This is a genomic window from Lentzea sp. NBRC 105346, from assembly GCF_030269605.1.
Taxonomy (GTDB): domain Bacteria; phylum Actinomycetota; class Actinomycetes; order Mycobacteriales; family Pseudonocardiaceae; genus Lentzea.
Genome location: NZ_BSTQ01000001.1, coordinates 1,138,800 through 1,163,061 on the forward strand (window position 1 = coordinate 1,138,800; position 24,262 = coordinate 1,163,061).

A 24,262-nucleotide genomic window follows, 5' to 3' on the forward strand; every position below is an offset into this window, starting at 1 on the left:
ATTCAGCCCAATGGCGCAACCGTCCGGATAGGCTCCGTCAATGCGTCCTGCTGGCGCTTTCGTGAGCCGAACGGACGGAACGCCGCCGCCACAACGGCCGACACGGCGAACAGCAACGCGGCCTGCACGACCGGCGAGTACGCCCACTCCTGGCCGTGCCCGAACAGCCGGCCCAAAACAGCGACACCGCCACCGACCGCCACACCGGAGAGAGCGATCACCTTGGGAGCCGGAGCCCACAGCTCGCGCGCCAACAGGCATGCGATCAGCGCAACGATCGGCAGCATCCCGCCGAGCACCCCGAGCAGCACGATCATCACCACGACGGGCCAGCGTCCGCGAGACGGTTCCACGAACGTCACGAGACGCCGAGACCGTCGCACCGCGAGGAACACCACCAGAAGCACCGACAGGACACCGATCAGCAGGCCGAACCGGTACTGCGTGTCCGGCGTGAACGACAGCTCGACCTCACCGCCCGCGCCCTCGGGCAGGATCCACGCCTGCTGCCACCCGTCGACCCGCGTGCGCTCCAGCACGGCACCATTCAACGTGGCACGCCAGCCCTCGTTCACGTTCTCCGGCACGACGAGCAACGCCGCAGCACCAGCACCGACCTGCACCGAACGCGAAGTGCTGTCCCACGACGACACGGAGACGGTGCGATGCGTCGCGGCCGGCGCCTTGGCGTCGAGATGCTTCAGCGACACGTCCTGCACGACGAACGAGTCGGACCGGCTGGTCACCAGCACGTGATCACCGGCGGGCAACTCCAATGCCGAAGCCAGGTCGTCGTCACACAACGTCAGCTTCAGCGGCCGGTGACCGACGACGTCACCGACGGTTCCGCTCACGGAACTGTTGATGCGCTTGCCGTCCACGTCGATCGGGGGGCCCTGGCCGCACGGCACGGTGAACTGCGTCGTCGGCGCGGTGCCGCGCAGCACGTCGTCCAGCGCGGGCACGTGCAGCTCGCCGATCTCCGCCGGGCCGCCGCCAGACCCGCTGGTCTCGCGGATGACCAGCTCCAGCTTGTCCGTCTTGACGGGGTTGAACTTGGCCACTCCAGACGGATCGACGCGCACGACCTCGCTGCCCGCGGCCGTCCGCACCTCCAACTCGGCCGGGCGTCGTGCGCCCTTGGGCCACTCGATGCGGAACTCGGACACCTCACGGGCGCCGCTCCACGACAGCGCCAACGACGGCCGCAGGTCCGTCACGTCCGGCACCCACGACGTGCCCGGATCACCGTCCACAGCGGACAGTGGACCGGCCGCGACGTCACCCGCCAGCGAGGTCGACGACAGTACCGAGAAACCGTTGGGTGCCAGCGGGTTGCGGCCACCTGCCGCGGGGACTGCCGTGGCGTTCACGACGAACTTACCGTCAGCTGATGTCCGGAAGAGGCGCGTCAGGCCGTTCGTCTCCTCGCCCAGCCGCGCCAGTCCGGCGTCGCAGCGGACGAAGTCACCGGCCTTGTAGCAGGCCGAACGCGCCTGGCTGCCCCTGGTGAACGAGAACGAGGCCTTCGGCGACGACACGTCGTGCGGCACCCGCAGCGCGCGCTGCGCGGACGTGCCCGGCACGGTCAGCTCCTTGATGCCGACGTTGCCGTCCTGCCGGTCCGCGGCCACGCCGAGGATCGTCACGCGCACTGTCGACGTCAGGCCGGACTTCACCTGGAACTTCTTCACCCCGGCGCCCGGCGGCACCTCGGTCTCGATCGACCCCGCGTCGGTCGTCAGCCGGATCCGGTTGACCGTCCACCCGACGCGCAGGTCGTCCAGCAGGTCGAGGCTGACCTCCGACACCTGCCGCGGCGTGTCCAGCTCGATCTCCAGCCACTGCCCGACCGGCCCGGTGAACGACGACGAGTGCCACGCCGATCCCGGATTCCCGTCCACGGCGGCAAAAGGCGAGTCCGCCGGGTCGATCGCGCCGGCCGCGTCCGCGTAGGCGGTGGACGTCGAGGCCCGCACCTCGCGGATGCCGCGGTACTCGGCGACGGTCTGGTGCGACACGTCCTGGAACGGCGACACGTCCAGCGCCACCCGGCCCTGCCGCGACGGTTCGTCCGCGGACATGGTCTGACTGAGGTTGTCCGCGACCCGCCCCACGTTGCGTTCCCGCCGCCGCAGACCGTCCGTGACGAGCAACTGATCGGGTTCGGAACGCGCGTCACCGGCCAGGACGGTCGGCTCGTCGGCCTTCAGAAGTCCTTGGGACAACAGGGGAAGCAGCGACTCCGGCCCGCCACTGACCGTCGGCACATCGGCGAGGTTCACCGCGGTCACGGTCGGCACCGGCGTCTTGACCTCGTAGACCTCCAGCGACTTTCCGGTCAGCTGCGCGTCGACCGAGCTCGTCAGCTTCTGGTCGCGCATCCGGACCTCGGGCCCGAACTCCGCCACCTTCTGCACACCGGGCGTCGCGAGAAGTCCCTGCCGCAGCACGGCGAGCGGCGGTGCCTCGGTCGCCGCGCGGTCGATGTCGTTGCGCAGCAACAGATAGCGATAACCGCCGCGCGCCAGGAAGTCTGCCAGCCCTGCGTTGCCGCGACCGTCGGCCAGCGCGTCCATCACGGCGTCCATGAACCGCGTGTTGCCCTCGGACCCCAGCGGCACCTGGTTGCGCACCGCCCACGGCGCCTCGGCCAGCGACTGCATCGGCTCGTCGACCGTGCGGCCCCACGTGTACTGGCCGAACCCGGTGGCGGGCAACATCAACGTGCGCGCGCGTTCGTCCTGTTTGGCCAGCCACGCGGTCGCCTCGCGCCAGTGGTCCGGAACGTCGCTCCACCCCAGCCCCGGCCGCAGCGTCAGCAGCCACGCGGGTGCCGCGATGACCGCGATGAGAATGAACGCGAACCCGATCCGAATCCGCCGCCGCCAGTACTCGGGCGCCGCGCGCAGCCCCGTCGGCCGCGACAGGTGCAGGCCGTGGATGAACCCGAGGATCAGGCACAGTCGAAGCACGGGCTCGAACTTGTGCACGTTGCGCAACGGCGCCAGCGGCCCGTCCAGCAGTCCGCGCACGGTCTCCGCGAGCGGGCTGTCCAGCGACCCGACGTACCCGACGGTCAGCAGTGTCAGCCCGACCAACGTCCCGAGCACCAGGAAACGACGCTCCGGCAACCCGAGCCGCGCCAGACCAACCACACCGATCAGCGCCACGAGAGCGGTTCCCGCCATGAGCACGGGGTTGTCGACCAGCACGAACCCGTTCGGCCACCACGGTTCACCGGACAGGACGTACGCGACCCACTGGTTCGTCCCGCGCAGTACCTGGAAGAGCGACATCGGCGCGGTCGTGTTCGCCGCGGACTCGATGTAGTCGAGGAACGGCAGGCTGTAGCGGCCGAGAAGAAGCAGAGGAAGGATCCACCACAGCGCGCAGAGGATCACGCACCCGCACCACCACACGAACAGCCGCACGTGCTGCCGGTTCCACTTGCGCGTCAGCAGCCAGATCCCAGGCAGGACGAGCGCCATCACGACCATCGCGCCGTTGACGCCGCCCATCCCCAGCACAGCCAACGCCGATAGCGCGGCCGCCCGGCGCGGCGACCCGATCTTGTCGGCCAGGACGAGCGGCAGCAGCACCCACGGCAACATCACCGCGGGCAGCATTTCCGCTGATAGCGGCCCGATTTCGGTGAGGACACGCGGCGCCAGCGCGTACGCGAGCGCCCCGACGTTGCGCGTCGGCTCGGTGCCGATTTTCAGGGCTCGCGCCAGCCGGAGCGTCCCGTAGTAGGCCAAACAGAGCAGCAGCGCACACCAGAGCCGTTGGGTAATCCACGGCGGCAGGTGCAGGATCTGGCCGATCGCGAAGAACGGCCCCATCGGGAAGAAGTAGCCGTACGCCTGGTTCTGCAGCTCGCCGGCGGTCGCTTCGGGGTTCCACAGATGCAGGGCACGCCCAAGGAACCCCAGCGGGTTGACCGCGAGGTCCAGCTTCGTGTCGAACGTCGTACGCCCAGGGCGCTGCACGAACGACAGCACGATGAGCGCGATCAGCACCCACGTCGTCGGGTTCCGGTGCCAGGTCTTGATGAGGCGGGAAGTTACCACTGGGTAGTGCTGGAGCGGAACCATCGCTATGGTGATGCTTCCGCGATCACTGGGGCGCAGAGACACGTGGAGCATCTGTGACAACACCCCGATTCACCGAGGCGTGGGAGTTAGGCGATCAGGTTCCAGGCTGGCTGACCAGCGACCAGGCGCGCATGCTCTGGGACGCGGCGCTGCGCCTCGGGCCGGGTGCCCGCGTCGTCGAGATCGGCAGCCACCAGGGCCGATCCACCACCGTGCTGGGTATCGCAGCGCGTTCCGTCGGCGCGACAGTCGTCGCCGTCGACCCCTTCGTCGAGGGCAAGCTCTTCGGCGGAACCCCCACGCGCCAACGGTTCGAGAAGAACGTCGCGGCCGCCGGGTTGAGTGACGTCGTCGAGCTCGAGGCCGAGTACAGCACCCGGTTGCGGCGCCGTTGGGACAAGCGCATCGACTTGCTGTACATCGACGGCAAGCACGACTACTGGACCTACACCGACGACATGCGCTGGTCGGCGTTTCTGGTGCCGAACGGCGAGATTCTGGTGCACGACGCGTTCTCGTCCATCGGGGTGACGCTTGGCGTCATTGCGAAGGTGTTGTGTGGCAACCGGTACGTCTACGTCGACCGGGCGGGCTCCTTGGCGCGCTTCCGTTTGGCGCAGCCTTCGTGGGCCGACCGGCGGCGCGTGTTGGCGGAGATGCCCTGGTTCCTGCGGAATGTCGGGATCAAGGTGTTGCTGCGGTTGCGGCTGCGGTCAGTCGCGCGGATGTTCGGGCACGACAGCCCCTACGACCCGTACTGACGCGAGGAAGCGTGACCACGCCGACGCGCTGACGGGAAGGTGGACGGCGGGCGCCTTGGTGTCCCGGATGCCGATGCCCCGCCCCACTTCCACGCAGCTGTCGCCGGTCGCGCTGTAGCTGCTCTTGCGCCAAGTGGCCATGCGGGGGCGCCTCCTCAGGTCACGATGCTGATGATCACCTCCCTCGATTCTTCCACGCTCAATGCGATCTGATCGAGCGCCTCCAACACCTTCTCGTACAGGTCGATCGATGCCTTGTCGTCGAGGAACAGCTCGGAGTTCAGACTTTCCAGGTAGACCACCGGCGTGAACTTCTCGAAGGTCATCATCCGGAAATCTCCGCTGGTCGCGGGGTGTGCGCCAATGACTGTCGGCACGATCCGTACGTTGATGTACGGGCGGACCAACATCTGCAGCAAGTCGTGCAGCTGCTCGGAAAGAACGTCGTACCCGCCTACCGGGAGATGCAGCGCCTGCTCGTGGATGTAGAAGGTGAAGTGGCACTGCCCCCGCAGAATTTCGCGCCGAGCGATCCGCGCAGCGATGAGTTCGTCGACGTTCGCCGATGGCACCGCCACCGACGAGCGCACTATCGCGTCGACATACCGCGGAACCTGTAGAAGTCCGGGGATGATGTTCATGTTCCAGGCTGCACTCGCGGTCGCGAGCTTCTCGTGCTTGATCAGCGTTTGCACCTGCTCGGGAACCACGGATTCGTAGAGCTGCAGCAGCCCTACCTCGCGACTCTCCTGGAAGAGCCCCAGCAGGCGATCGCGGGTGTCAGGCGCGGTGCGGCACAGGCCCAGCACCATCGCGACCTCGACCTCGGACACGCCGCCCTTGCCGTTGCACATGTCCGAAAGCTTGGCGTGGTCCCAGTCGAGCAGCTCGCACGCCTGGCGATAGCTGAATCCGGCGTTCTGAAGCTCGGTGCGGACACCGTCGCCGAACTCGCGCCCGCAGACAGTAGACATTCTCCGTGGCATGCACGAAAAGTAGGGGCAGCTTTCGGTTCCGCTCCACCGTTTCCGGCCAAATCAACCTAAAAGAATGAGCCGTGGAGCAGCTCCACCACCCTCTACTGAGGACGGCAGGCCGGCGGCTGGCACAGCATCGTGCTCAACGCCTGCGCGAAGATGTCGCTGATCCCAGCCGGATCCGCAGTGGTGAACGCGCGCCCGCCCGTCGCCTCAGCCATCTTGGTGAGTTCGTCGACGTCAACGTCCGGTCCCATGCCGATCGCGATGATCGGCAACGGCCGGCGCTTGTCCTGCAGCTTGGCCAACTCTTCGAGCAACTGCTTCTGGCTGATGGTCTTAGGGTCGTCGTTGCGGCCGTCGGTCATGACCGCGACGATGTTGATGCGGCCGAGCTCCCAGTTGGCGCGCGCCTCCTGGTACGCGGCGAGCACGCTGTCGTACATGCCGGTGCCACCATTGGCCGTGGCGCGAATGCTCTTCAACACGGCCGCGTCACCTCTTTCAAGGTGCTCCTTGATGGACGCGGTGGGCAGGAGTTCCTTGTAGTCCTTGTCGCCGTCTAGGAACGTCGAGAACTTCCACAAAGAGAGCTTCGTCCCGGGCTTGAACAACCCGAGCCCACGTTCGGCGGCGGCGACCGCCAGCTGCATACGGCTTTGGCCGGTGCGCGGCACGACCTGGTTCATCGAACCGGAGACGTCCATCAGCGCGATGATGCGCGCCGTGAGCGTCACGCCGGCCCAGATCTGCAGCGTCTTGTCGACGGTGTCCTGGTCGGGCAGGGCGTTCTCGGTAGGCTTGTGGAGTCCGAACTTCTGGAAGTTCTCGAATCCCCTTGCCTTGGCGAGGAACTTCTCGGCGCCCTTGCGCTGCTCCTCCCCCGCGTCCGGCAGCACGACGTACGGGAAGTCCAAGCCGGGCATGGGGGTTTCGGCGGCGACGGGCGTGAGTTTGGCGGCGCCGGGTTCCGCGTTGTGGCGTTCGACGTCCTGCTCGCTCGCGGGGAAGACGTCCACGGGCTTGTTGAACAGCTCCTCGGGCTGTTCGGCGTAACTTCCGGCGGGTCCGCGCAGCAGTGCGACCGTGGCGGCCGCCGGGTCCTTTTCCTTCTCCGTAAAGGAACGCACGGCGAGCAACGCCGTCAGTGAGGCGGGATCCTTTGCGGGGTCGGCGAGTCCGCTGACGGCCTTGGCGCCGGGACCGATGAGCTCGGCCCAGTTCTTGCCCTTGGCCGGATCCTTCACCGCCAGCACAACCGGCGAGCTGGCGATCGACGTACCCGCCTCGGGAACGCGCCAGGCGCCGGAGTCGCGGGCCTGGCGCAGCCACAACGTCGAGTCCGGCACCCACACCGTGGGGCGGTTCTTGTTCTTGTCGTCGGCGAGGCGCGTGAGCGTGTCGCGCGCGGGTTCCGCGCGTACCTCGACCTGGTAGCAGTCGGCCTTGGTGTCCTGCTGCGCGAGTTCGCCCAGCACCTGCGCGATTCCGGGCGCGGCCACGATCGACACCGACGCCGGGGACGTGCAGCGGGGTGCGCGGAGCCGATCAATGACGACGTCGAAGACGATCCAGCCGATGATCGACAGCACGAGCAGCACGCTGAGCCCGACGACGGGCGGGGTCAAGCGCCGCGGTCGCACCATGGCCGACACCTTAGGCGACTACCAGCGGCGCAACCAGAACTCGTCGGTTCCGGGATTCAATTGATCCAATCGCCCGCTCAGTACGTACACACCGCACGGGCTCTTCGCCATCGTGGTTGGGGCCTTGTCGGTCCACGGAACGCTCTTGGTGACCTTCGCGGTGGTCCAGTTGTCGGTGGACTTCAGCGAGATGACCCGGTTGGCGGCGGTGTTGTCGATCGCGAGCAACTGGCCGTTGTCGATCAGCAGACCGTCCGGTGCCCCGATCGGCGCATCGGTCGTGACCTGCGTCAACACGTTGTTCGACAGCTTGTAGAGGGCGCGGCCGGACGAGTGCGCGATGAGCAGGTCGCCGTTGGGCAGCCGGACGATGCCGTTCGCGCCGTTGCCCCGGCCCGCCGGCAGCAGCCGGTCGTCGCGGAAGAAGACCTCGGCCTTGTTCTTGACCTTGTAGATCGCGCCGCTGTAGGAGTCGGTGACGTACGCCGTGCCGTCCGGGGCGACCGCGACGTCGTTGCCGAAGTGCTCGCGGGACGGGTCGAGCGCGCCCAGGTCGTAGTAAGCGATCTTCTTGCCTGTCCAGGCGTTGTAGATGCCCAGGCCCGCGGTCTTCTTCAACGTCGCCGGCGACGACTTCTTGCTGATGCCGACGTCGCCGTTGATCACGTACAGCCTGCCCGCCCGGACCGCGAGGCCCATCGTGGTGATCAACGCCGGGTCGTCGACGAGGGTCTTGGCCTGGCCGTCACGTTCGACCGTCGACACCGTGCCGTGGACGACGGAGCCGACGACGAACCTGCCGTGCGCCCGGTCGTATGCCACCCCCTCGGGGTGCAGCTTCGAGCCGTTGCCCTTGATCACCGCCGGGCAGGCCTGTGCCGGCGTGGTGCCGACGAGGACGAGCGCGAGTGCCACGATCAAGCTCCGCATACCTCGATCTTCGCCGTGCACCACCACCGCGCCTAGCCGCCGATCGTCGCGTGCATTTCCCACACCAGGATCTCCGCGGGCCCGGTTGCCGTGACCTTCTGCCCGCCGGTCGCCGTGAACCGCACCGCGTCGCCCTGCCTGAGCTCGCCGGCACCTTCGAGCGTCACGTCGCCCTGCGCGACGAACAGGTGCAGGAACGGCGCCTCGGGGAGTTCGACGTGTTGCCCCGGCTGAAGGCGCGCCGCGTGGAGGGCGGCGTACTTGTTCTTGATGCGGATCGCGGCGTCGTGGTTCATCCCCGAGGCCACCGGCACGAGACCGCCCTTGAGCAGCTCGTCGTCGATCTCCAGCTGCTCGTAGCCGGGCGTGATGCCGGGCTCGTCGGGGACGACCCACATCTGGACGAAGTGCACGGGGTCGGTGTGCGAGTCACCCTGCAGCCGCCACGAGTCGTTCTTCTCCGAGTGCAGGATGCCGGTGCCCGCACTCATGCGTTGCGCGAGTCCGGGATAGATGACGCCGGAGTGGCCCGTGGAGTCCTGGTGCACCAAGGATCCCCGCAGCACCCAGGTCACGATCTCCATGTCCTGGTGCGGGTGTGTCTCGAAGCCCATGCCCGGCTTGACGATGTCGTCGTTGTTGACCAGGAGCACGCCGTGATGGGTGTTCCGGTCGTCCCAGTGGCCGCCGAACGAGAACGAGTGCTTCGAGTCGAGCCAGCTGATCCGGGTCTTGAACCGGTCGTCCGCCCGCCTGACGTCGACAGTCATGACAGCTCCCTCAAGTAGTTGAACTATCATCCATCAACCTAGTTGATGCGTCAACTATTCCGCTGCTCCACACCGGTCAGGAATCAAGAAGCACCGGTCACCGGCCCGCGCCTAGCGTTGCTGCCATGACGACGATCAACACCATCACCCTCGAGGTGGCCGACCCCGCGGCCGCCGAGCGCTTCTACACCGCCGCCTTCGGCCTGGGCGACCTGCTGCGGGTGCGTGCCTCGCAGGAACCGACCACCGGCTTCCGCGGCTTCACCCTGTCACTCGTGGTGTCCCAGCCTGCCGATGTCGACGCACTGGTCGGCGCAGCCCTCGACGCCGGCGCGACGGCGCTCAAGCCGGTCGCGAAGTCGATGTGGGGCTACGGCGGCAGCGTCCAGGCCCCGGACGGGACGATCTGGAAGATCGCGACCTCGGCGAAGAAGAACACCGGCCCGGCCACCAGGCAGGTCGACAGCGTCGTGCTCCTGCTCGGCGTCGCCAACGTGGCCGTGAGCAAGCAGTTCTACCTCGACCGGGGCCTCACCGTGGCGCGCAGCTTCGGCCGCATGTACGTCGAGTTCGCCGAAGGTCCGGTCAAGGTGGCGCTGTACCGGCGGCGGGCGCTCGCCAAGGACGCGGGTGTGTCGCCCGAGGGCACCGGGTCGCACCGGATCGCGGTCGGCGGCGCGGAGCCGTTCACCGACCCGGACGGGTTCGCCTGGGAGTCAGTGGTCGCCGCCGCTCGTTAGCACCAGGTCGAACTCGACGCTCGCCCACGGCCCGGTCAGCTCGCGGCCGTCCGGCGCGACTCCGGCCTGGTGTTCCTCGAACGTCGTGACCAGCCCCTCGCGCACACCGAACACGGCATCGGTCTCGAGATAGGGATCGCCGGCCGCGAACACATGGGTGATGAGCGGGCGGTACCCCGGCGCCTCGACCTTGAAGTGGATGTGCGCGGGCCGCATCGGCCCGCGTCCCGTCTTCGCCAGCAGCTCCCCCACCGGGCCGTCCATCGGGATCGGGTACGGCGACGGCCGCACGGACCAGAACCGGTACCCGCCGTCGGGTCCCGAACGCAGCCGACCGCGCCCGGCCACGCCGCCGTCCCGCTGCACGTCGTACAGTCCGTTGTCGTCGGCCTCCCACACGTCGATCCGCGCGTCCGGGATCGGTGTGCCGTCCTTCGAGCGGACCGTGCCGCTCACCCAGCACGGCACTCCGTGCGCATCACCCGTGATGTCGCCGCCGAGCGGCACCTCGGGCGCACCTTCGACGAAGAACGGGCCGAAGACCGTCGCGTTGTCCGAGCCGTTGAGGGCGACGGTGAGCATCGAAAGGCCCAGCACGTCCGACAACAGGATGAACTCCTGGCGCCGGTCGTCGGTGATGTGGCCGGTGCGGGTGAGGAAGTCGATCGCCTTCGCCCACTCCGCTTCGGTGAGTCGCACGTCCTCGGCGAACGCGTGCAGGTGCCGGACGAGCGACCGCATCACGTGGGAGAGCCGGTCGTCCCCGCCGAAGCTGTCAACGACCTGGTCGGTCAGTGTCATACCTCTGCACTCTGCCGCAAGATCCCCGTTGACACGGCTGACACAGTGGATCTTTGTGGGAGACTTGGAAACGCTGCGCCGGATGGCAGGCCTGGCCACCCCGATGTCGCTGCGCGTGGCGGTGACGCTGCGCCTGCCGGACCGTCTGCTCGACAGTGACGCGACCGCCGACGAACTCGCGGCGGAGCTGGACCTGAACCCTGGTGCGCTGGACCTGCTGCTGGCCCACCTCGCCACCCTCGGCATCGTCGAACGCACCGGCGTCGGCTACCGGACGACGGCGTTGGGCGCGAACCTCACGGCCGACGCCGACAACGGACTGGCCGGCCTGCTGGACGTGAACACCGCGGCCGGCCGCGCCGACCTGGCGTTCGTCGAGCTCGCCCACAGCGTCCGGACCGGAGAAGCGGCCTACCCGCAACGCTACGGGCAGGGCTTCTGGGAGGACCTGGCCGAGCATCCGCACCTGCGTGAGTCGTTCGACCGGCAGATGACGCACCGGTTCCGCGCGGAGATCCCGCGGTTCGTCGCGGGGTTCGACTGGTCGCGGTTCGAGTCCATTGTGGACGTGGGCGGTGGACAGGGTGACCTGCTCGCCGCGATTCTGGCCGCGCATCCGCACGTGAGAGGCCATCTGCTGGATCTCGAACCGCCCGCGGAGTTCGGTGAGCACGAACGCGCCCAGGTGACCGCGGGGAGCTTCTTCGACCCGCTCCCGGCCAATGCGGACGCCTACCTGCTGGTGGACATCCTGCACAACTGGGACGACGAGCACGCCCACCGGATCCTCGCCCGGTGCGCCGAGACGGGCGGGCGCGTGCTGGTGATCGAGTCGGTCCGGCCCTACACCGGGTTCAGCCTGGTCATGCTGATCATGTTCGGCGGCCGCGACCGCACGGTCGACGAGTACCGGGCGCTCGCCGAACAGCACGGACTCGTCCTCGACGGCGTGACCGAGCTGACCGAACAGCGCAGCCTGCTGGAGTTCCGGAAGGGTTAGCCGCGCATCGTCAGCACGACGCGGAGCACGTGCTCGACGGCCGACGGGAACGCCGCGCCGCGCAGTTCGCCGCGGACCGCGAGGGTGCGGGAGGCGAACTCGAGCATGCGGTCCTCGCCCATGCGCCGCACGACCAGGGCGGCGACCTCCTCCAGGTCGAGGTCCGGGTTGTCCAGCCTGGTCAGGGCGAACTCGACGACGAGCTCCTCGTCGGTCATGGCATCACCCGCGATCAGCCGAACAGGTCCTCCAGCGCCTTGATCGTAACCGCAGGCGAGGTCGCGAGGACCGTGGTCATTCCGAAAGCGGCGGCAGGGTCGAGGAACTTTGCCGAGTCGTCGACGTACACGCACTCGGCCGGTGGGATGCCCAGGCGGTCGGCGGTCAGCCGGTAGATCTCCGGATCCGGCTTGCGCATCCGCACCTGGTCCGACGCCACGATGACGTCGACCTTGAGGCGGAACCGGTCGAACAGGTTGTACGGCTCGGATCCGAGCGAGTTCGACAGCACGGCCACCTGGACGCCGCGCTGACGCACCCGCGCCACCGCGGCCATCACGTCCTGCTGCAGCTCCAGGCCGGCGGTGATCCGTTGCACCAGGTCGTCGGGGAAGATCCGCAACGCCAGGCCGATGGTCGCGGCGAACTCGGCCTGGGTCGCCTTGCCGCGTTCCAGGTCGGCCACCAGGGCCGCGTGCGCGGTCAGCGCCGTCCGCAACGCGTTCGGTTCGATGCCCTCTGTCAGGCAGAACGCCCGCATGGACTCGTCGAACGGGTTGGTGAGCACGCCTCCGAAGTCGATGATCAAGCCGCGGTTCATGGCCCGCACCATCGCACGATTAGTCCATGCGAGGTCAACTCGTGTATCGAATGGCCCGGCCCCGCAGGGCCGGGCCATCAGGTGATCAGCTCACCAGCTGGTCGAACATGCCGGGCTGGTACGAACCCGCCGGGGTGCGCAGGATGACGTTCATCCGGTTCGCCGCGTTGATCAGGCCGATCAGGCAGACCAGCGTCGCGATCTCGTCGTCGTCATAGTGCTTGCGCACCTGGGCCCACGTCTCGTCCGACACACCGCGGTGGTGGTCGGCGATCCGGGTGGCCTCCTCGGTGAGCGCCAGCGCGGCCCGCTCGGCCTCGGTGAACACGGTGGCCTCGCGCCAGGCGGCGACCAGGTGCAGCCGGACCGGGTCCTCCCCCGCGGCCGTCGCGTCCTTGGTGTGCATGTCGGTGCAGAAACCACAGCCGTTGATCTGGCTGGCCCGCAACGACACCAGCTCCTGCGTCGACTTCGGCAGCGGCGACTGGGTGAGCAGCGTGTTCATGTTCGCGAACCGCTTGGCGAACTTGCCACCGATCTCGCTCTCGAACATGTTGAATCGGGTTTCCATGATCGGGTCCTCCCTCGTGGTGTGGAACGAACACCAGATGCCGGCCACCCGATCCCTGTGACAGTGATCCACGTCACTGTCACAAAGGCGCGATGACCGGTGTCTTTTGGGGAGTCACCGTCGAGAGGGGAGGCACGAGTGAGTGCCACAGAGGCGTTCGTCGCCCACCGCAACCTGCTGTTCACGGTCGCCTACGAGATGCTCGGCTCGGCCGCCGACGCCGAGGACGTGCTGCAGGAGACCTGGCTGCGCTGGTCCGGCGTCGACCTCGGCACCGTGCACGACCAGCGCGCGTACCTCGTGCGCATCACCACCCGTCAAGCCCTCACCAGACTGCGCACGCTCGGCCGGCGCAAGGAGTCCTACGTCGGTTCGTGGCTGCCCGAACCGCTGCTGACCTCGCCCGATGTGGCCGAAGACGTCGAGCTGGCCGACAGCGTGTCGATGGCGATGATGCTCGTGCTGGAGACGCTCACGCCGACCGAGCGGGCGGTGTTCGTGCTGCGTGACGTGTTCGACTTCGACTACGACGAGATCGCCGAAGCCGTCGAGAAGACCCCGGCCGCGGTCCGGCAGATCGCCCACCGGGCGCGGGGCCACGTCGCCGCGCGCCGCCCGCGCGGGCCGGTGTCCGCGGCCGACGCGAAAGGCGCGCTCGACGCGTTCCAGCGCGCGGTCGAGACCGGTGACCTGCAGGGACTGCTGGACGTCCTCGCGCCGGACGTCGTCCTCGTCGGCGACGGCGGTGGGATCAAGCAGGCCGTGCTGCGCCCGGTCATGGGAGCCGACCGCGTGGCTCGCGTGCTGGCCTCCGGCCTCGGCCGGGTCGCCGACGTGATCACGGTGGAACCGGTGCACGTCAACGGGTTCCCGGCGTTGCTGCTGCGGCTCAACGGCGAGGTCGACAGCATCGTGGCGGTGCGCATCGACGACGGTCTCGTCACCGGGCTCTACGCCGTGCGCAACCCGGAGAAGCTGTCGCACATCGACCGGGAGACGACACTGGTCAATCGGTGAACACGGGAAGCGCCGCCGTTGTTCCGTTGTTGATCTGAGAATGAGCCTGCGCTTCTCACTGATGGGTCCGGTCCGCGCCTGGCGAGATGACCGCGAAGTTCCACTCGGCCCGCGTCAGCAACGCGCCGTGCTCGCGGCACTTCTGCTGAACAACGGCACCTGGCTGCCGAACGAGCAGCTCGTGTCGATGGTGTGGGACGACCCCACGCCGAGCGCGGTCACGGCGTTGCGCACGTACGTCTACAAGCTGCGGCGCACGTTCCCGGAACTGGACCTGCGGTCGGTCGACGGCGGCTACTCGCTTCATGCCGAACTCGTCCTCGGCGAGGACGAACCGTTGGAGGGACTGCGCGGCCGCTACTTCGACGCGCAGCGCGCACGGTTGCGGGAGCAGCAGGTCCGGGCACGGGAGGACCGGCTGCGCCGGTCGCTGGATGTGCACGAGCTGCGGCGGTTCGTCGCGGATCACCCGTTGCGCGAACGGCCGCGCGGCCTGCTGATGTACGCGCTGTTCCGTGACGGCAGGCAGGCCGAGGCGCTGGAGGAGTTCCACGTCGCGCGCAGGGTGCTGCGTGACGAGCTCGGCGTCGAGCCCGGTCCCGAGCTCAGGGAGATGCACCAGGCGATCCTGCTCGGAAACCCAAGGCTGCTGGGCAAACCCGAACAGCTGCCACCGGATCTCGCCGATTTCACCGGCCGGGCAAGGGAGATCGACGAGATCGTCGCGGCACTGCCCGGCGTGGTCGGACTCGCCGGCCTGCACGGCAGCGGCAAGACCGCGCTGGCCGTGCACGTCGCGCACCGGATCAAGGAGCGCTACCCGGACGGCCAGATCTTCGTGCGCGGCGACGACGTGGCCGGTCAGCTGCTGCGGGCGATCGGCGCCGACGGTGGTGACGCGGCCACGTGGCGGGAGAAGGCCAGGCACAAGCGGCTGCTGGTGATCATCGACGACGTTACTTCTGGGGTGCAGGACTTCGTCACGCCCGGCAGCGCGTACCTGCTGACGAGCGTGCCGCGGCTGAACGCGCTGCCCGGTGTGCACTGGGTCAAGGTCGGCGGGTTCACGCCGGACGAGTCGCTGCGGTTCCTGCGCACCGGTCTCGGTGCACGGGTCGACGCGGAGATCGCGAACGCCCAGGAACTCGCGGACGCGTTGTCGCACATGCCATCGGCGTTGCGGGTGCTGCGCGGCAAGATCGCCGCGCGTCCGATGTGGACGTTCGAGATGGTGCTGCAGCAGATGGCCAGGGAACGCGCACTCGGTGGCGCCATCCCGTCGGACTGCGCGGCCGTGCTGTCGCCGCTCGTCCGCGCGCGGGCGGCGCTCACACCGGTCGAGGAACTGGCGATCATCGGCATCGCGCAGCGCGACGCCGATCGGGTCACGGTGGCCGAGGCGGCGGAGGTCCTCGACGCCGAGCCGGGTGCGGCGGAGCTCGTGCTGGAGGCGCTCGCGGACGTGCACCTGATCGAACCGGTCGTGCTCGGCGTCTACGCCGTGCCGCGGTTCGTGCGGCTCTACTTCGGTGTGCGGGCGACGGCCCTGGCCTGCTGATTCATGCGGAATTGATGGCCGGATGACGTCGCGTCGGCACGGTCGTGGCATGGAACTCCAGGGACAGAAAGCACTCGTGACGGGGGCGACGTCCGGCATCGGCCGGGCGATCGCGGTGAAGCTCGCGTCGGCGGGCGCGACCGTTTATGTGACGGGCCGCCGGGCCGAGCTCGGCAAGGAGACCGTTCAGTTGATCGAGCAGGCGGGCGGCGTCGGCCACTACATCGTGGCGGACGTCGGCGACATCGAGGACGTGCGCAGGCTCGCCGAGGAGGTGGGCGAGGTCGACGTGCTCGTCAACAACGCGGGCATCTACCCGTTCTCGCCGACGGCCGAGCAGTCGCTCGAGACCTACGAGCAGGTCTTCGACGTCAACGTGCGCGCCACGTACTTCCTCACCGCCGCGCTCGCGCCGGCGATGGTCGCGAAGGGCGCCGGCACCATCGTCAACGTCTCGTCGATCGCCGCGGTGATCGGCACGCCGGTCGGCTCGGTCTACAACGCCACCAAGGCCGCGATGGACGCACTCACCCGCTCGTGGGCCATCGAGTTCGGCGCGAGCGGGGTACGGGTGAACTCCGTGGCGCCCGGCCCGATCCGCACCGACCAGGTCGTCGAGCAGGCCGGTGAGATGTTCGAGGTGATCTCGTCCGGCACGCCGCTGGGGCGTGCCGGTGAACCCGAGGAGATCGCCGACGTCGTGCTCTTCCTCGCTTCGGCGCGGTCGAGCTACGTGACGGGTGCCGTGGTCAACGCCGACGGCGGCTACGTGGCGACCTGAGCCGGGGTGCCGGACCCGCCGCGGCGGGTCCGGCACGATCCGATCAGTACATCGGGTAGAAGTCGGTGTAGTGGTTGGGCGAGAAATAGACCTGACCGGTCGTCCGGTCGACCACGATCCGCTTCGCGTCACGAGGCGCGCCACACGCGCGCGGGTAGACGTCGAACTCCTGGTAGGTGTGGCCGCTCGGCAGCTGCCCGTCGCGGTTGTAGTACGTGCCGCCCGCGAAGTTGCACTGGCCGTTCGGCCAGCTGTACCAGTTGCGCGCGCTCGGGTAGCCCTTCGACTCCCAGATCGAGTCGGCCGAGCGAGCCGCGGAACAGCCCGAGATGCCGCAGTAGCTGTAGACCCGCGCTTCGGCTGCGGGAGCGACGGCCAGCGACACGCTGAGCAGGGACGCCACGGCCGCGAGCGCGACCAGGAGTCGGCGGGTCCAGTGCGGTTGCAGGGTGTGCACTTGAAACCTCCTTGGCAGGGATGGAAGCTCCATGATCATGGCTTGGAATCCCTGACGAAACCCCGCAAAAGTCGGTGAACTTTCGGCAACCAGTTGTTGGTCGTGATTGGATCGTCCTCAACGACATCGTCCTCGACGACGAGGAGCGTGCGGCCATGCTGATCTACTCGATGAGCGTCTCTGTGGACGGTTTCATCAACGATCGCGAGGGCGGGTTCGCATGGGGCGTCCCCAGCGACGAGCTGTTCGCGTTCCACCTCGAGCGGGTCCGCGGGCTCAGCGCCTATTTCTGCGGCCGCGGGCTTTACGAGATCATGCTGCCGTGGGAGACGGATCCCTCGATGCGCGCCGACGAGCTCAGGACCCAGTTCGCCGACGTCTGGTCCGCTCTCCCGAAAATCGTCTTCAGCCGGACGCTCGACCGCGTCGAGGGCAACGCCCGGCTCGCCAAGGCGCCGCTGGCCGAGGAGATCGCCGCGACGCTCGCGCCCGGCGAGGACGCCGAGATCGGTGGCCCCGGCCTCGCCGGGACGGCGATCGAGCTCGGTCTCGTCGACGAGCTGCGCATCTTCCGCTGTCCGATCATCGTCGGTGGCGGCACGCCGTACCTACCGCCGGTCACCAAGGACGTCCCGCTGGACTTGGTCGAGACCAGGGCGTTCGACTCACGGGTGATCTACGAACGCTACCGGCGCGTTCACTGACACCCGAACAGAACTCTTACATTCCAAGGGCTTCTCGCTCAGTACGGTGATGTCGGGACTCCGCCGCCGCCCAGCATCAACGGAGGAGCCGTATGTCTCGAACCCGTCTGATGGCGGCCGCGCTGATCGTGGCCGCAGCCGTGGCGCCGGCATCCGCAGGTCCCCCTGCCGGCGCGGCACCGGCCAAACCGAACGTCGTCGTGATCATGGTCGACGACATGAACCTGTCGGCCCTGGAGTACCTGCCCAACGTGCGGTCGTTGCTCGCCGACCAGGGCACCAGCTTCGACAACAACGTGGTGTCCTACTCCCTGTGCTGCCCGTCGCGCAGCACGTTCCTCACCGGGCAGTACGCGCACAACCACGGTGTCCTGGGCAACGCGCCGCCGGACGGCGGGTTCGCGAAGCTGCGCGGCGAGCAGACCCTGCCGGTGTGGTTGCGGCAGGCCGGATACCAGACCGCGCACGTCGGCAAGTACCTCAACGGCTACGGCACCGCGAACCCCACGCAGGTCCCGCCCGGCTGGGGCGAGTGGTACGGCTCGGTGGATCCGAGCACGTACAGCATGTGGGGCTACACCGTGAACGAGAACGGCAGGCTGCACACCTACGGCTCGCCGGCCGTCGAGGACCCGGCGCTGTACCAGACGGATGTCTACGCGGGTAAGGCCATCGACTACATCAACCGCAAGGCCCCCGCAGCGCAGCCGTTCTTCCTGTCGTTCGCACCCCTCGCACCGCACGGCGAACGAGCCCTCGACGGGGTGGACCTCTCGAAGCGCAACCCGCGCCCGGCGCCCCGCCACCGCGGGGACCTCGACTCGGTGACCGTGCCGAAGCCGCCGAGCTACGACGAGGCCGACGTCTCCGACAAGCCGCCCGCCGTCCGCAACCGGCCGCGGATCACCCCCGCCGCCGAGCAGCAGATCGAGGCACGGCTCAAGGGGCGGCTCGAGTCCCTGCTCGCCGTCGACGACGCCGTCGCACGGATCGTGTCCACGCTGCGCACCGCGGGTGAACTGGAGAACACCGCCATCGTGTTCACCTCCGACAACGGCTGGATGCAGGGCGAACACCGCATCGTGGCCGGCAAGATCGTGCCCTACGAGGAGTCCCTCCGCGTGCCGTTGATCATCCGTGGCCCCGGTTTCCCCGCGGGCAAACGGGTCACGACGCTCGCCGCCAACGTCGACCTCGCGCCCACGATCCTGGACGTGACGGACACACCCGCCGGGCTGACCGTCGACGGACGTTCACTGCTGCCGATCGCCAACGATCCCGGATCGTTCGCCCGCGGCATCGTGATCGAGACCGGCCCCAAGGAGAGCGGCACCTGGTACGCGGGGCTGCGGACACCGCGGTGGACCTACGTCGAACACTCGGGTGGCGCACGCGAGCTCTACGACCTGCAGCTGGATCCCTACCAGCTGAACAGCGTGCACAACGACCCGCGCTACGCGGCCACGCGGCGGGCGCTGGCGGACCGGCTCGCCACCCTGCGCACCTGCTCCGGCGACGTGTGCCGCCAATGGACTCCGGTGCCTGGACCCCAGTGATCAGGTCCCGGCTCGCCGCCACCGCGCGGGGCTCATCCCGTGGACCTTGCCGAACGTCCGGGCGAAGTAGCCGGCGTCCGGGAAACCCACCTGCCTGCCGATCTCACTGATCGGCAGCTCGGTGGCGGCGAGCAGCCGCCGCGCCTGCACCATGCGCCGCTCGGTGATCCACTCCTGGACGGTGCGGCCGGTCCGCCTGCGCACGGTCGAGGTCAGGTGGCCCGGCGAGATGCTGACCGCGGCGGCCACGTCGCGCAACGACAACGGTTCCGGGTAACGCCGTTCGATGACGTCGAACACCTCGGCGAGCAGCGGTTCGCTGTTCTCGCGCAGGTCCCCCACCACGTCGGCGGCGAGCCTGGAGACCGCGACCAGCAGCAACACGAGGTGGGCCGGCACGGCGTCGCGATAGCCGTCGCGGCGCTGGGCCAGTTCGTCGTGCAGCGCCTGGATCCGGTTCGTCCACTCCGGACGGTCGGCCTCGGGCACCCGTAGCCGTAGCGCGCCGATGGCTCCGCCGCGGACGAACGGGAACAGCAGCGGATGCGTGCGCCAGGCCAGGTGGGCGCCGGGCACGTCGGGGCCGAGCGCGTCGGCGGTGAAGAACACGCCCCAGCCCTCGGCGTGGGGCAGGTCGGTGGCCTCGATGCGGCCCATCACGTCGCCCGGCGCGATCACGAACAGGTCGCCCGCCTCGACCGGCCACTCCCGCCGGCCGGTGCGCAGCACGCCGCCGCCGGACTCGAAGTAGGCCAGGCCGGGGAAGTCGTGCGTGTGCTCCTCGAACGAACCGTTGATCCCCATCTCGTGCTCGAGGCGCAGGGCCGCCACGGGCAGCTCGCCGGGAGCGGGCAGCATCGAGTAGGTCGGGGGGCGGCCCCCGCGGGGCGCCGTTCGTACCGCCTTCACCGTCAAATCATCCCATCGAAGCAGCGGATCGGCACAGATTCCCAGCTACAGAAGCGATCAGAATGGTGCCATGAGCGAAAGAATGTCCGAGCGCGACTACGTCCCGGCAATGGGCAAGCACCACCTGACACCGCTCTACGACCTGGTGCACCACCTGTCCGGGCTGCGCCGGGTCCACCTGGAGATGATCAAGCTCGCCGAGCTGCGCGGCGGGCATCGGGTGCTGGATGTGGGTTGCGGTACCGGGAACCTGCTGCGGTCGATCGAGAAGCGGCACCCGGACGTCGATCTCACCGGACTCGACCCCGATCCGAAGGCGCTCGCTGTGGCCGCACGCAAGGTTCGCCGCGCGACGCTGGACCGCGGGTTCGCTCAAGAGCTGCCTTACCCCGACGGATCGTTCGACCGCGTGTTCTCCAGCCTCATGCTGCACCACCTCGACAGCCCCGTTAAGGACACGCTGCTCGCCGAGGTACGCCGGGTGCTCAAGCCGGGCGGGCTGCTGGTCCTGGCCGACGCGGTCGCCGGACACCACCACAACCACGGGCCCGGCCGGATGCGGAAGATGTTGCACGACAACGTGGGCGACGCCGTGTCCCGGCGGATCGCCGCCGCCGGCTACACCGTCGAGCCGACGCGGACGATCAAGCTGCGGATCGGCCCCCAGATCGGCATCGAGCTCGCCAAACCGACGAGTTAGGGCTTCGGCTGCTCCTGGCCCGACGCGAGGCGCCGCAGCCGGTCGTCCAGGTCGCTCGACGTGGGCGCGCCGATGATCACGTCGACCTTGCCGGTCGCCGAAATGAACGCCCACGCGGGCTGGGCGGTCACGCCGAACCGCTTCCACACCGCGCCATCCACATCGGCGAGGTGCGAGAACCCGTCAACGCCCTTCTCGGAGACGAACTTCTTCATCGGGTCGAGCTTGTCGCGGGACGCGACGCCGACAAACTGGACGTCGGGGTGTGTCTTGGCAGCCGACGCCACGCCCGCGGCTTCCTCGTTGCAGCTCGGGCACCAGGGCGCCCAGAACCAGAGTGCGACCGGTTTGCCCGCCAGGTCCGCACCGTCGAAGGCATCGCCCGAAAGGGTCTTGGCGGTGAACTTCAGCTGGTCGGCGGCCGGAGCAGGAGAACCACACCCGACCAGCAGCAGCGCGGACAGCAGCACGAGAAGGCGCACACCAGGGAGTACGCGCAGGTCACGCGGCCGGTTCACGTAGGCTTGATCGGTGCTGAACCGGAGCGACCTCACCGCGGACTGCAGCCGGTGCGCCGGGCTGTGCTGCGTGGCGCCCGCGTTCGCCAAGTCGTCCGACTTCGCGATCAACAAACCCGCGGGCAAGCCGTGCCCGAACCTGCGGCAGGACTTCCGCTGCGGGATCCACACCCAGTTGCGGCAGAAGGGTTTCCCGGGCTGCACGGTGTTCGACTGCTTCGGCGCCGGCCAGCAGGTCGTCCAGATCACGTACGACGGGGCCGACTGGCACGACCAGCCGCGCATGCTCGACACGTTCCCGATCATGCGGAACCTGCACGAGCTGCTCTACTACCTCGCCGAGGCCCGCACGTTCGACCAGAACCCGAACCTGGGGAACACCCAGGCAGAGATCGAACACCTCACGAACCAGAGCCCGGACGTCCTCGACCGGGTCGACGTCGACCAGCTCCGGAAGGCGGTCAACGTCCTGCTGACCGAAGCGAGCAACCGCAGGCGAAAGGGCCTCGGGCAACGGGACCTTCGCGGCCGCGACCTGATCGGCAAGAGCCTGCGCGACAAGGACCTTCGCGGCGCGAACCTGCGTGGGGCGTTGCTCATCGGCGCGGACCTCAGCGGTGCGGACCTGCGGCTGGCCGACGTCATCGGGGCCGATTTCCGGGGCGCCAACCTCGCCGGCGCCGACCTGAGCGAGACGATCTTCCTGACGCAGGCGCAGCTCAACGCCGCGCGGGGTGACCGGTCGACCAAGCTGCCCGCGTCACTCGAACACCCCGCGCACTGGCGCTGAACCTCGGTTATCGCCCGAGATCAGTTGTGCATCGTCAGTAGCTGCCGCCGCACGCGCTCGTGCAGCAGGTCGATCACTTCGGTGACGGTGCCGGCCTCCGCGTACGCCTGAACCTCGTCCCACTTCAAGTCGAGCCGGGCGTGGGCCAAGATCACGTCGGTGGTGGTCGTGAGGCCGATCCAGGCGAAGTCCACCGGCGCCGGCGCGTACCGGTCCAGCTCTCCGATCCTGGCGGACACGTATTCCCTGGCCTGCTCCGGAATCTTGTCCGCGAGCGTGACCTGGATGTAGTCCATTTTCGTCGCCGCCTCCTCGATGGGGTCCCCAAGGAAGACCGTACGAACCAATAGCGTCCAATGGACCTGGCATAGGTCCCTATCTGCTAGGCCCGTTTGGCCAGGTACATCCGGCGGCATGCCTGGCGCTGGACCTTGCCACTCGCGGTGAGCGGAAGGGAACCCTGAGCGAGCAGAACGACTTCGTGCACGCGCACGCCGTGCCCGGAGTGCACCGCGTGCCGCACGGCCATCTCGACCTCCTCCCCCGGCGCGTTCGGCGACGCCTCGACGAGAGCGACCACGCGTTCCTCGCGGCCGTCGTCGACCGCGAACACGCAGCAGCCGAGCTGGCGGATCGCCGGGTGTGCGGCCTCGATCGTCGCCTCGAGGTCGTGCGGGTGGTGGTTGGCGCCCGCGACGATGATCACCTCCTTGGCGCGTCCGGTGACGAACAGCTCGCCGTCGTAGACGAACCCGAGGTCGCCAGTGCGTAGTTCCTTGAACCGGTCCGAACCCCAGTAGCCGAGGCCGACCGAAGGCCCGGTCACCACGATCTCGCCGACCTCGGCCTCCGCGCACCCGTCGATCACGACGTTCGGCGGCATCGGGCCGCTGCTCACCAGGCGCCGCCCGCCGGGCGGATCAACGGGCACGGCCCGGCCGCGCGCGAGCTCGTCGGCGTCCACGCGCAGGGTCACCGGACCCTCACCGATCTGCGCGCACGTGACCATCACGGTCGACTCGGCCAGCCCGTACCCCGGCACGAGCGACTCGCGCCGGAACCCGGCGGGCCCGAACACCTCGCAGAACCGGTCGAGCGTCGCTGCCCGCACCGGCTCGCCGCCGATCAGCGCCATCTCCCAGCCGCTCAGGTCGAGCGCGCCGAGCTGCATCTCCTGCACGCGGCGCACGCACAGATCCAGCGCGAAGTTCGGTGCGAAGCTGTCCACCCGGCCGATCTCCGAGATGATCCGCAGCCAGCTGATCGGGCTGCGGACGAACACCTTGGCGGGGAACAGGTGTGCTGGGCAGCCCGCATAGAGGGGTTCGAGCACGCCGCCGATCAGTCCCATGTTGTAGTGCGACGGCAGCCACGACACGACCGGCGGTCGTTCAAGACCGTCCTCATCGGACGGACGGCGCAGGTTGTCGTGGATCAGTTCGAGGTTCGCCAGCACGTTGCCGTGGGTCAGCACGACGCCTTTGGGATCACCGGTCGAGCCCGACGAGTACTGCAGGTACGCGACCGAGCCCGCGTCGATGTCCGGGTGGCGCCACCTGCTCGCGTGTCCCGGATCGACCTCGTCGACGGACATCCGGACCAGCGTGGCGAGCAGCGGCGTTTCCTCGATCACGGGCAACGACTTGGCGATCGTCAGTCCGGTCGACAGGAACAGCTCCGGCTGGGCGTTCTCGATGATCGACTCGAGGCGCCCCACCTTGAGACTCGTGCGGGTGCCGTCGAGTGGCGCGACGGGCACCGCGATCACGCCGGCGTAGAGGCAGCCCAGGAGCGCGATGTGGAAGTCCAGTCCCGGCTCGAAGCACAGCACCGCCCGCGCGCCCGGTGACGTGACGTCCTGCAGGACCGCTGCCAGCGCCCGCGCCCGAGTGTCCACTTCGGACGCGGTCAGCGTGTCCCACTCGGTCCGTCCGTCGGCGAGGAATGTGAACGCCCTGCGGTCGGGATCGGCGGCGGCGCGCGACTCGCACAGGTCCACGAGGGTCCTGAGCTTGCGGCGGGTCTTGGTGAACATCAGCTTCCTCCTGCTTGCTCGTGAAGGCGACCTTCATCAACCTCAGCCTCGCGAGGGCCACCCCCACCAACGTGAACCTCAGGGTTCGGTGCTGGCGAACGTGACGTTTGGGGACATAGATGTC

At 68.5% G+C, this 24,262-nt stretch carries 25 protein-coding genes; 10 read left to right on the top strand and 15 right to left on the bottom strand.

Annotated features, from left to right (window positions below; genetic code table 11):
- Window positions 1–2: 2 nt before the first annotated feature.
- Window positions 3–4,073 carry an alpha-(1->3)-arabinofuranosyltransferase gene (locus tag QSK35_RS04085; protein ID WP_285742345.1) on the bottom strand — a complete coding sequence of 1,357 codons (4,071 nt, stop codon included), beginning with the start codon at window positions 4,071–4,073 and terminating at the stop codon, window positions 3–5.
- Window positions 4,074–4,150: 77 nt separating this feature from the next.
- Here QSK35_RS04085 and QSK35_RS04090 point away from each other — a divergent pair, with 77 nt between their 5' ends.
- Window positions 4,151–4,858, top strand: a complete 708-nt coding sequence (locus tag QSK35_RS04090; RefSeq protein ID WP_285742347.1) for a class I SAM-dependent methyltransferase — start codon at window positions 4,151–4,153, stop codon at window positions 4,856–4,858.
- On the opposite strand, the gene QSK35_RS04095 is transcribed toward QSK35_RS04090, so the two are convergent.
- From QSK35_RS04095 to QSK35_RS04115, 5 genes are all read right to left on the bottom strand, one after another.
- On the bottom strand, window positions 4,811–4,999 hold the full coding sequence (locus QSK35_RS04095; RefSeq protein WP_285742349.1) for a DUF397 domain-containing protein: 189 nt from the start codon (window positions 4,997–4,999) through the stop codon (window positions 4,811–4,813). The genes QSK35_RS04090 and QSK35_RS04095 overlap by 48 nt on opposite strands.
- A 14-nt stretch (window positions 5,000–5,013) precedes the next feature.
- Window positions 5,014–5,832: a DUF5753 domain-containing protein gene (locus QSK35_RS04100; protein ID WP_285742351.1), complete on the bottom strand. Its 819-nt coding sequence runs from the start codon at window positions 5,830–5,832 to the stop codon at window positions 5,014–5,016.
- Window positions 5,833–5,936: 104 nt separating this feature from the next.
- Window positions 5,937–7,481, bottom strand: coding sequence for a substrate-binding and VWA domain-containing protein (locus QSK35_RS04105; protein ID WP_285742352.1), 1,545 nt, complete (start codon window positions 7,479–7,481; stop codon window positions 5,937–5,939).
- Window positions 7,482–7,499: 18 nt separating this feature from the next.
- A complete protein-coding gene (locus QSK35_RS04110) occupies window positions 7,500–8,411 on the bottom strand; it encodes a hypothetical protein (RefSeq protein WP_285742354.1) in 912 nt (303 codons plus the stop codon).
- Window positions 8,412–8,443: 32 nt separating this feature from the next.
- Window positions 8,444–9,181 (bottom strand): pirin family protein, encoded by a 738-nt coding sequence (locus QSK35_RS04115; RefSeq protein WP_285742355.1) that lies wholly within the window; start codon window positions 9,179–9,181, stop codon window positions 8,444–8,446.
- Window positions 9,182–9,306: 125 nt separating this feature from the next.
- Between QSK35_RS04115 and QSK35_RS04120 the strand changes: the two genes are divergently transcribed.
- Entirely contained in the window at window positions 9,307–9,921 is a 615-nt protein-coding gene (locus QSK35_RS04120; RefSeq protein WP_285742357.1) for a VOC family protein, read from the top strand.
- On the opposite strand, the gene QSK35_RS04125 is transcribed toward QSK35_RS04120, so the two are convergent.
- A complete protein-coding gene (locus QSK35_RS04125; protein ID WP_285742359.1) occupies window positions 9,898–10,722 on the bottom strand; it encodes a dioxygenase family protein in 825 nt (274 codons plus the stop codon). The two genes, QSK35_RS04120 and QSK35_RS04125, sit on opposite strands and share 24 nt — an antisense overlap.
- A 55-nt stretch (window positions 10,723–10,777) precedes the next feature.
- On the opposite strand from QSK35_RS04125, the gene QSK35_RS04130 reads away from it, so the two are divergent.
- Window positions 10,778–11,722, top strand: a complete 945-nt coding sequence (locus tag QSK35_RS04130; protein ID WP_502881618.1) for a methyltransferase — start codon at window positions 10,778–10,780, stop codon at window positions 11,720–11,722.
- Here QSK35_RS04130 and QSK35_RS04135 read toward each other — a convergent pair.
- The 3 genes from QSK35_RS04135 to QSK35_RS04145 all read right to left on the bottom strand — a co-directional run bounded on the left by QSK35_RS04135 (window position 11,719) and on the right by QSK35_RS04145 (window position 13,113).
- Entirely contained in the window at window positions 11,719–11,940 is a 222-nt protein-coding gene (locus tag QSK35_RS04135) for a hypothetical protein (RefSeq protein ID WP_285742362.1), read from the bottom strand. The genes QSK35_RS04130 and QSK35_RS04135 overlap by 4 nt on opposite strands.
- Window positions 11,941–11,954: 14 nt before the next feature.
- Window positions 11,955–12,542 (bottom strand): HAD family hydrolase, encoded by a 588-nt coding sequence (locus QSK35_RS04140; protein WP_285742363.1) that lies wholly within the window; start codon window positions 12,540–12,542, stop codon window positions 11,955–11,957.
- Window positions 12,543–12,627: 85 nt separating this feature from the next.
- Window positions 12,628–13,113, bottom strand: a complete 486-nt coding sequence (locus QSK35_RS04145; RefSeq protein ID WP_285742365.1) for a carboxymuconolactone decarboxylase family protein — start codon at window positions 13,111–13,113, stop codon at window positions 12,628–12,630.
- Between the two features lie 138 nt (window positions 13,114–13,251).
- On the opposite strand from QSK35_RS04145, the gene QSK35_RS04150 reads away from it, so the two are divergent.
- Genes QSK35_RS04150 through QSK35_RS04160 form a run of 3 tightly spaced genes read left to right on the top strand, consistent with a single transcriptional unit; the run spans window position 13,252 to window position 16,469 of the window.
- Window positions 13,252–14,130 carry an RNA polymerase sigma-70 factor gene (locus QSK35_RS04150; protein ID WP_285742367.1) on the top strand — a complete coding sequence of 293 codons (879 nt, stop codon included), beginning with the start codon at window positions 13,252–13,254 and terminating at the stop codon, window positions 14,128–14,130.
- A gap of 40 nt (window positions 14,131–14,170) precedes the next feature.
- Window positions 14,171–15,688 carry an AfsR/SARP family transcriptional regulator gene (locus QSK35_RS04155; RefSeq protein WP_285742369.1) on the top strand — a complete coding sequence of 506 codons (1,518 nt, stop codon included), beginning with the start codon at window positions 14,171–14,173 and terminating at the stop codon, window positions 15,686–15,688.
- Between the two features lie 49 nt (window positions 15,689–15,737).
- Window positions 15,738–16,469, top strand: a complete 732-nt coding sequence (locus QSK35_RS04160; RefSeq protein ID WP_285742371.1) for an SDR family NAD(P)-dependent oxidoreductase — start codon at window positions 15,738–15,740, stop codon at window positions 16,467–16,469.
- A gap of 43 nt (window positions 16,470–16,512) precedes the next feature.
- On the opposite strand, the gene QSK35_RS04165 is transcribed toward QSK35_RS04160, so the two are convergent.
- The gene (locus tag QSK35_RS04165; protein ID WP_285742373.1) at window positions 16,513–16,926 is read right to left on the bottom strand and encodes a ribonuclease domain-containing protein; all 414 of its coding nucleotides are present in this window, start codon (window positions 16,924–16,926) and stop codon (window positions 16,513–16,515) included.
- 155 nt (window positions 16,927–17,081) lie between these two features.
- Between QSK35_RS04165 and QSK35_RS04170 the strand changes: the two genes are divergently transcribed.
- Both QSK35_RS04170 and QSK35_RS04175 read left to right on the top strand, forming a co-directional pair.
- Window positions 17,082–17,630, top strand: coding sequence for a dihydrofolate reductase family protein (locus tag QSK35_RS04170; RefSeq protein WP_285742374.1), 549 nt, complete (start codon window positions 17,082–17,084; stop codon window positions 17,628–17,630).
- Window positions 17,631–17,722: 92 nt separating this feature from the next.
- A complete protein-coding gene (locus tag QSK35_RS04175; RefSeq protein WP_285742375.1) occupies window positions 17,723–19,186 on the top strand; it encodes a sulfatase family protein in 1,464 nt (487 codons plus the stop codon).
- On the opposite strand, the gene QSK35_RS04180 is transcribed toward QSK35_RS04175, so the two are convergent.
- Window positions 19,187–20,095 carry an AraC family transcriptional regulator gene (locus tag QSK35_RS04180; protein ID WP_285742377.1) on the bottom strand — a complete coding sequence of 303 codons (909 nt, stop codon included), beginning with the start codon at window positions 20,093–20,095 and terminating at the stop codon, window positions 19,187–19,189.
- 70 nt (window positions 20,096–20,165) lie between these two features.
- Here QSK35_RS04180 and QSK35_RS04185 point away from each other — a divergent pair, with 70 nt between their 5' ends.
- A complete protein-coding gene (locus QSK35_RS04185; RefSeq protein WP_285742379.1) occupies window positions 20,166–20,795 on the top strand; it encodes a class I SAM-dependent methyltransferase in 630 nt (209 codons plus the stop codon).
- On the opposite strand, the gene QSK35_RS04190 is transcribed toward QSK35_RS04185, so the two are convergent.
- Window positions 20,792–21,313 carry a TlpA family protein disulfide reductase gene (locus QSK35_RS04190; RefSeq protein ID WP_285742380.1) on the bottom strand — a complete coding sequence of 174 codons (522 nt, stop codon included), beginning with the start codon at window positions 21,311–21,313 and terminating at the stop codon, window positions 20,792–20,794. The two genes, QSK35_RS04185 and QSK35_RS04190, sit on opposite strands and share 4 nt — an antisense overlap.
- A gap of 16 nt (window positions 21,314–21,329) precedes the next feature.
- On the opposite strand from QSK35_RS04190, the gene QSK35_RS04195 reads away from it, so the two are divergent.
- On the top strand, window positions 21,330–22,103 hold the full coding sequence (locus tag QSK35_RS04195) for a pentapeptide repeat-containing protein (protein ID WP_502881622.1): 774 nt from the start codon (window positions 21,330–21,332) through the stop codon (window positions 22,101–22,103).
- Window positions 22,104–22,123: 20 nt separating this feature from the next.
- Here the strand turns inward: QSK35_RS04195 and QSK35_RS04200 are convergent, their stop codons facing one another.
- Both QSK35_RS04200 and QSK35_RS04205 read right to left on the bottom strand, forming a co-directional pair.
- Entirely contained in the window at window positions 22,124–22,399 is a 276-nt protein-coding gene (locus QSK35_RS04200) for an HPF/RaiA family ribosome-associated protein (RefSeq protein ID WP_285742384.1), read from the bottom strand.
- A gap of 86 nt (window positions 22,400–22,485) precedes the next feature.
- Window positions 22,486–24,138 carry a fatty acyl-AMP ligase gene (locus QSK35_RS04205; RefSeq protein ID WP_285742386.1) on the bottom strand — a complete coding sequence of 551 codons (1,653 nt, stop codon included), beginning with the start codon at window positions 24,136–24,138 and terminating at the stop codon, window positions 22,486–22,488.
- Between the last annotated feature and the right edge of the window lie 124 nt (window positions 24,139–24,262).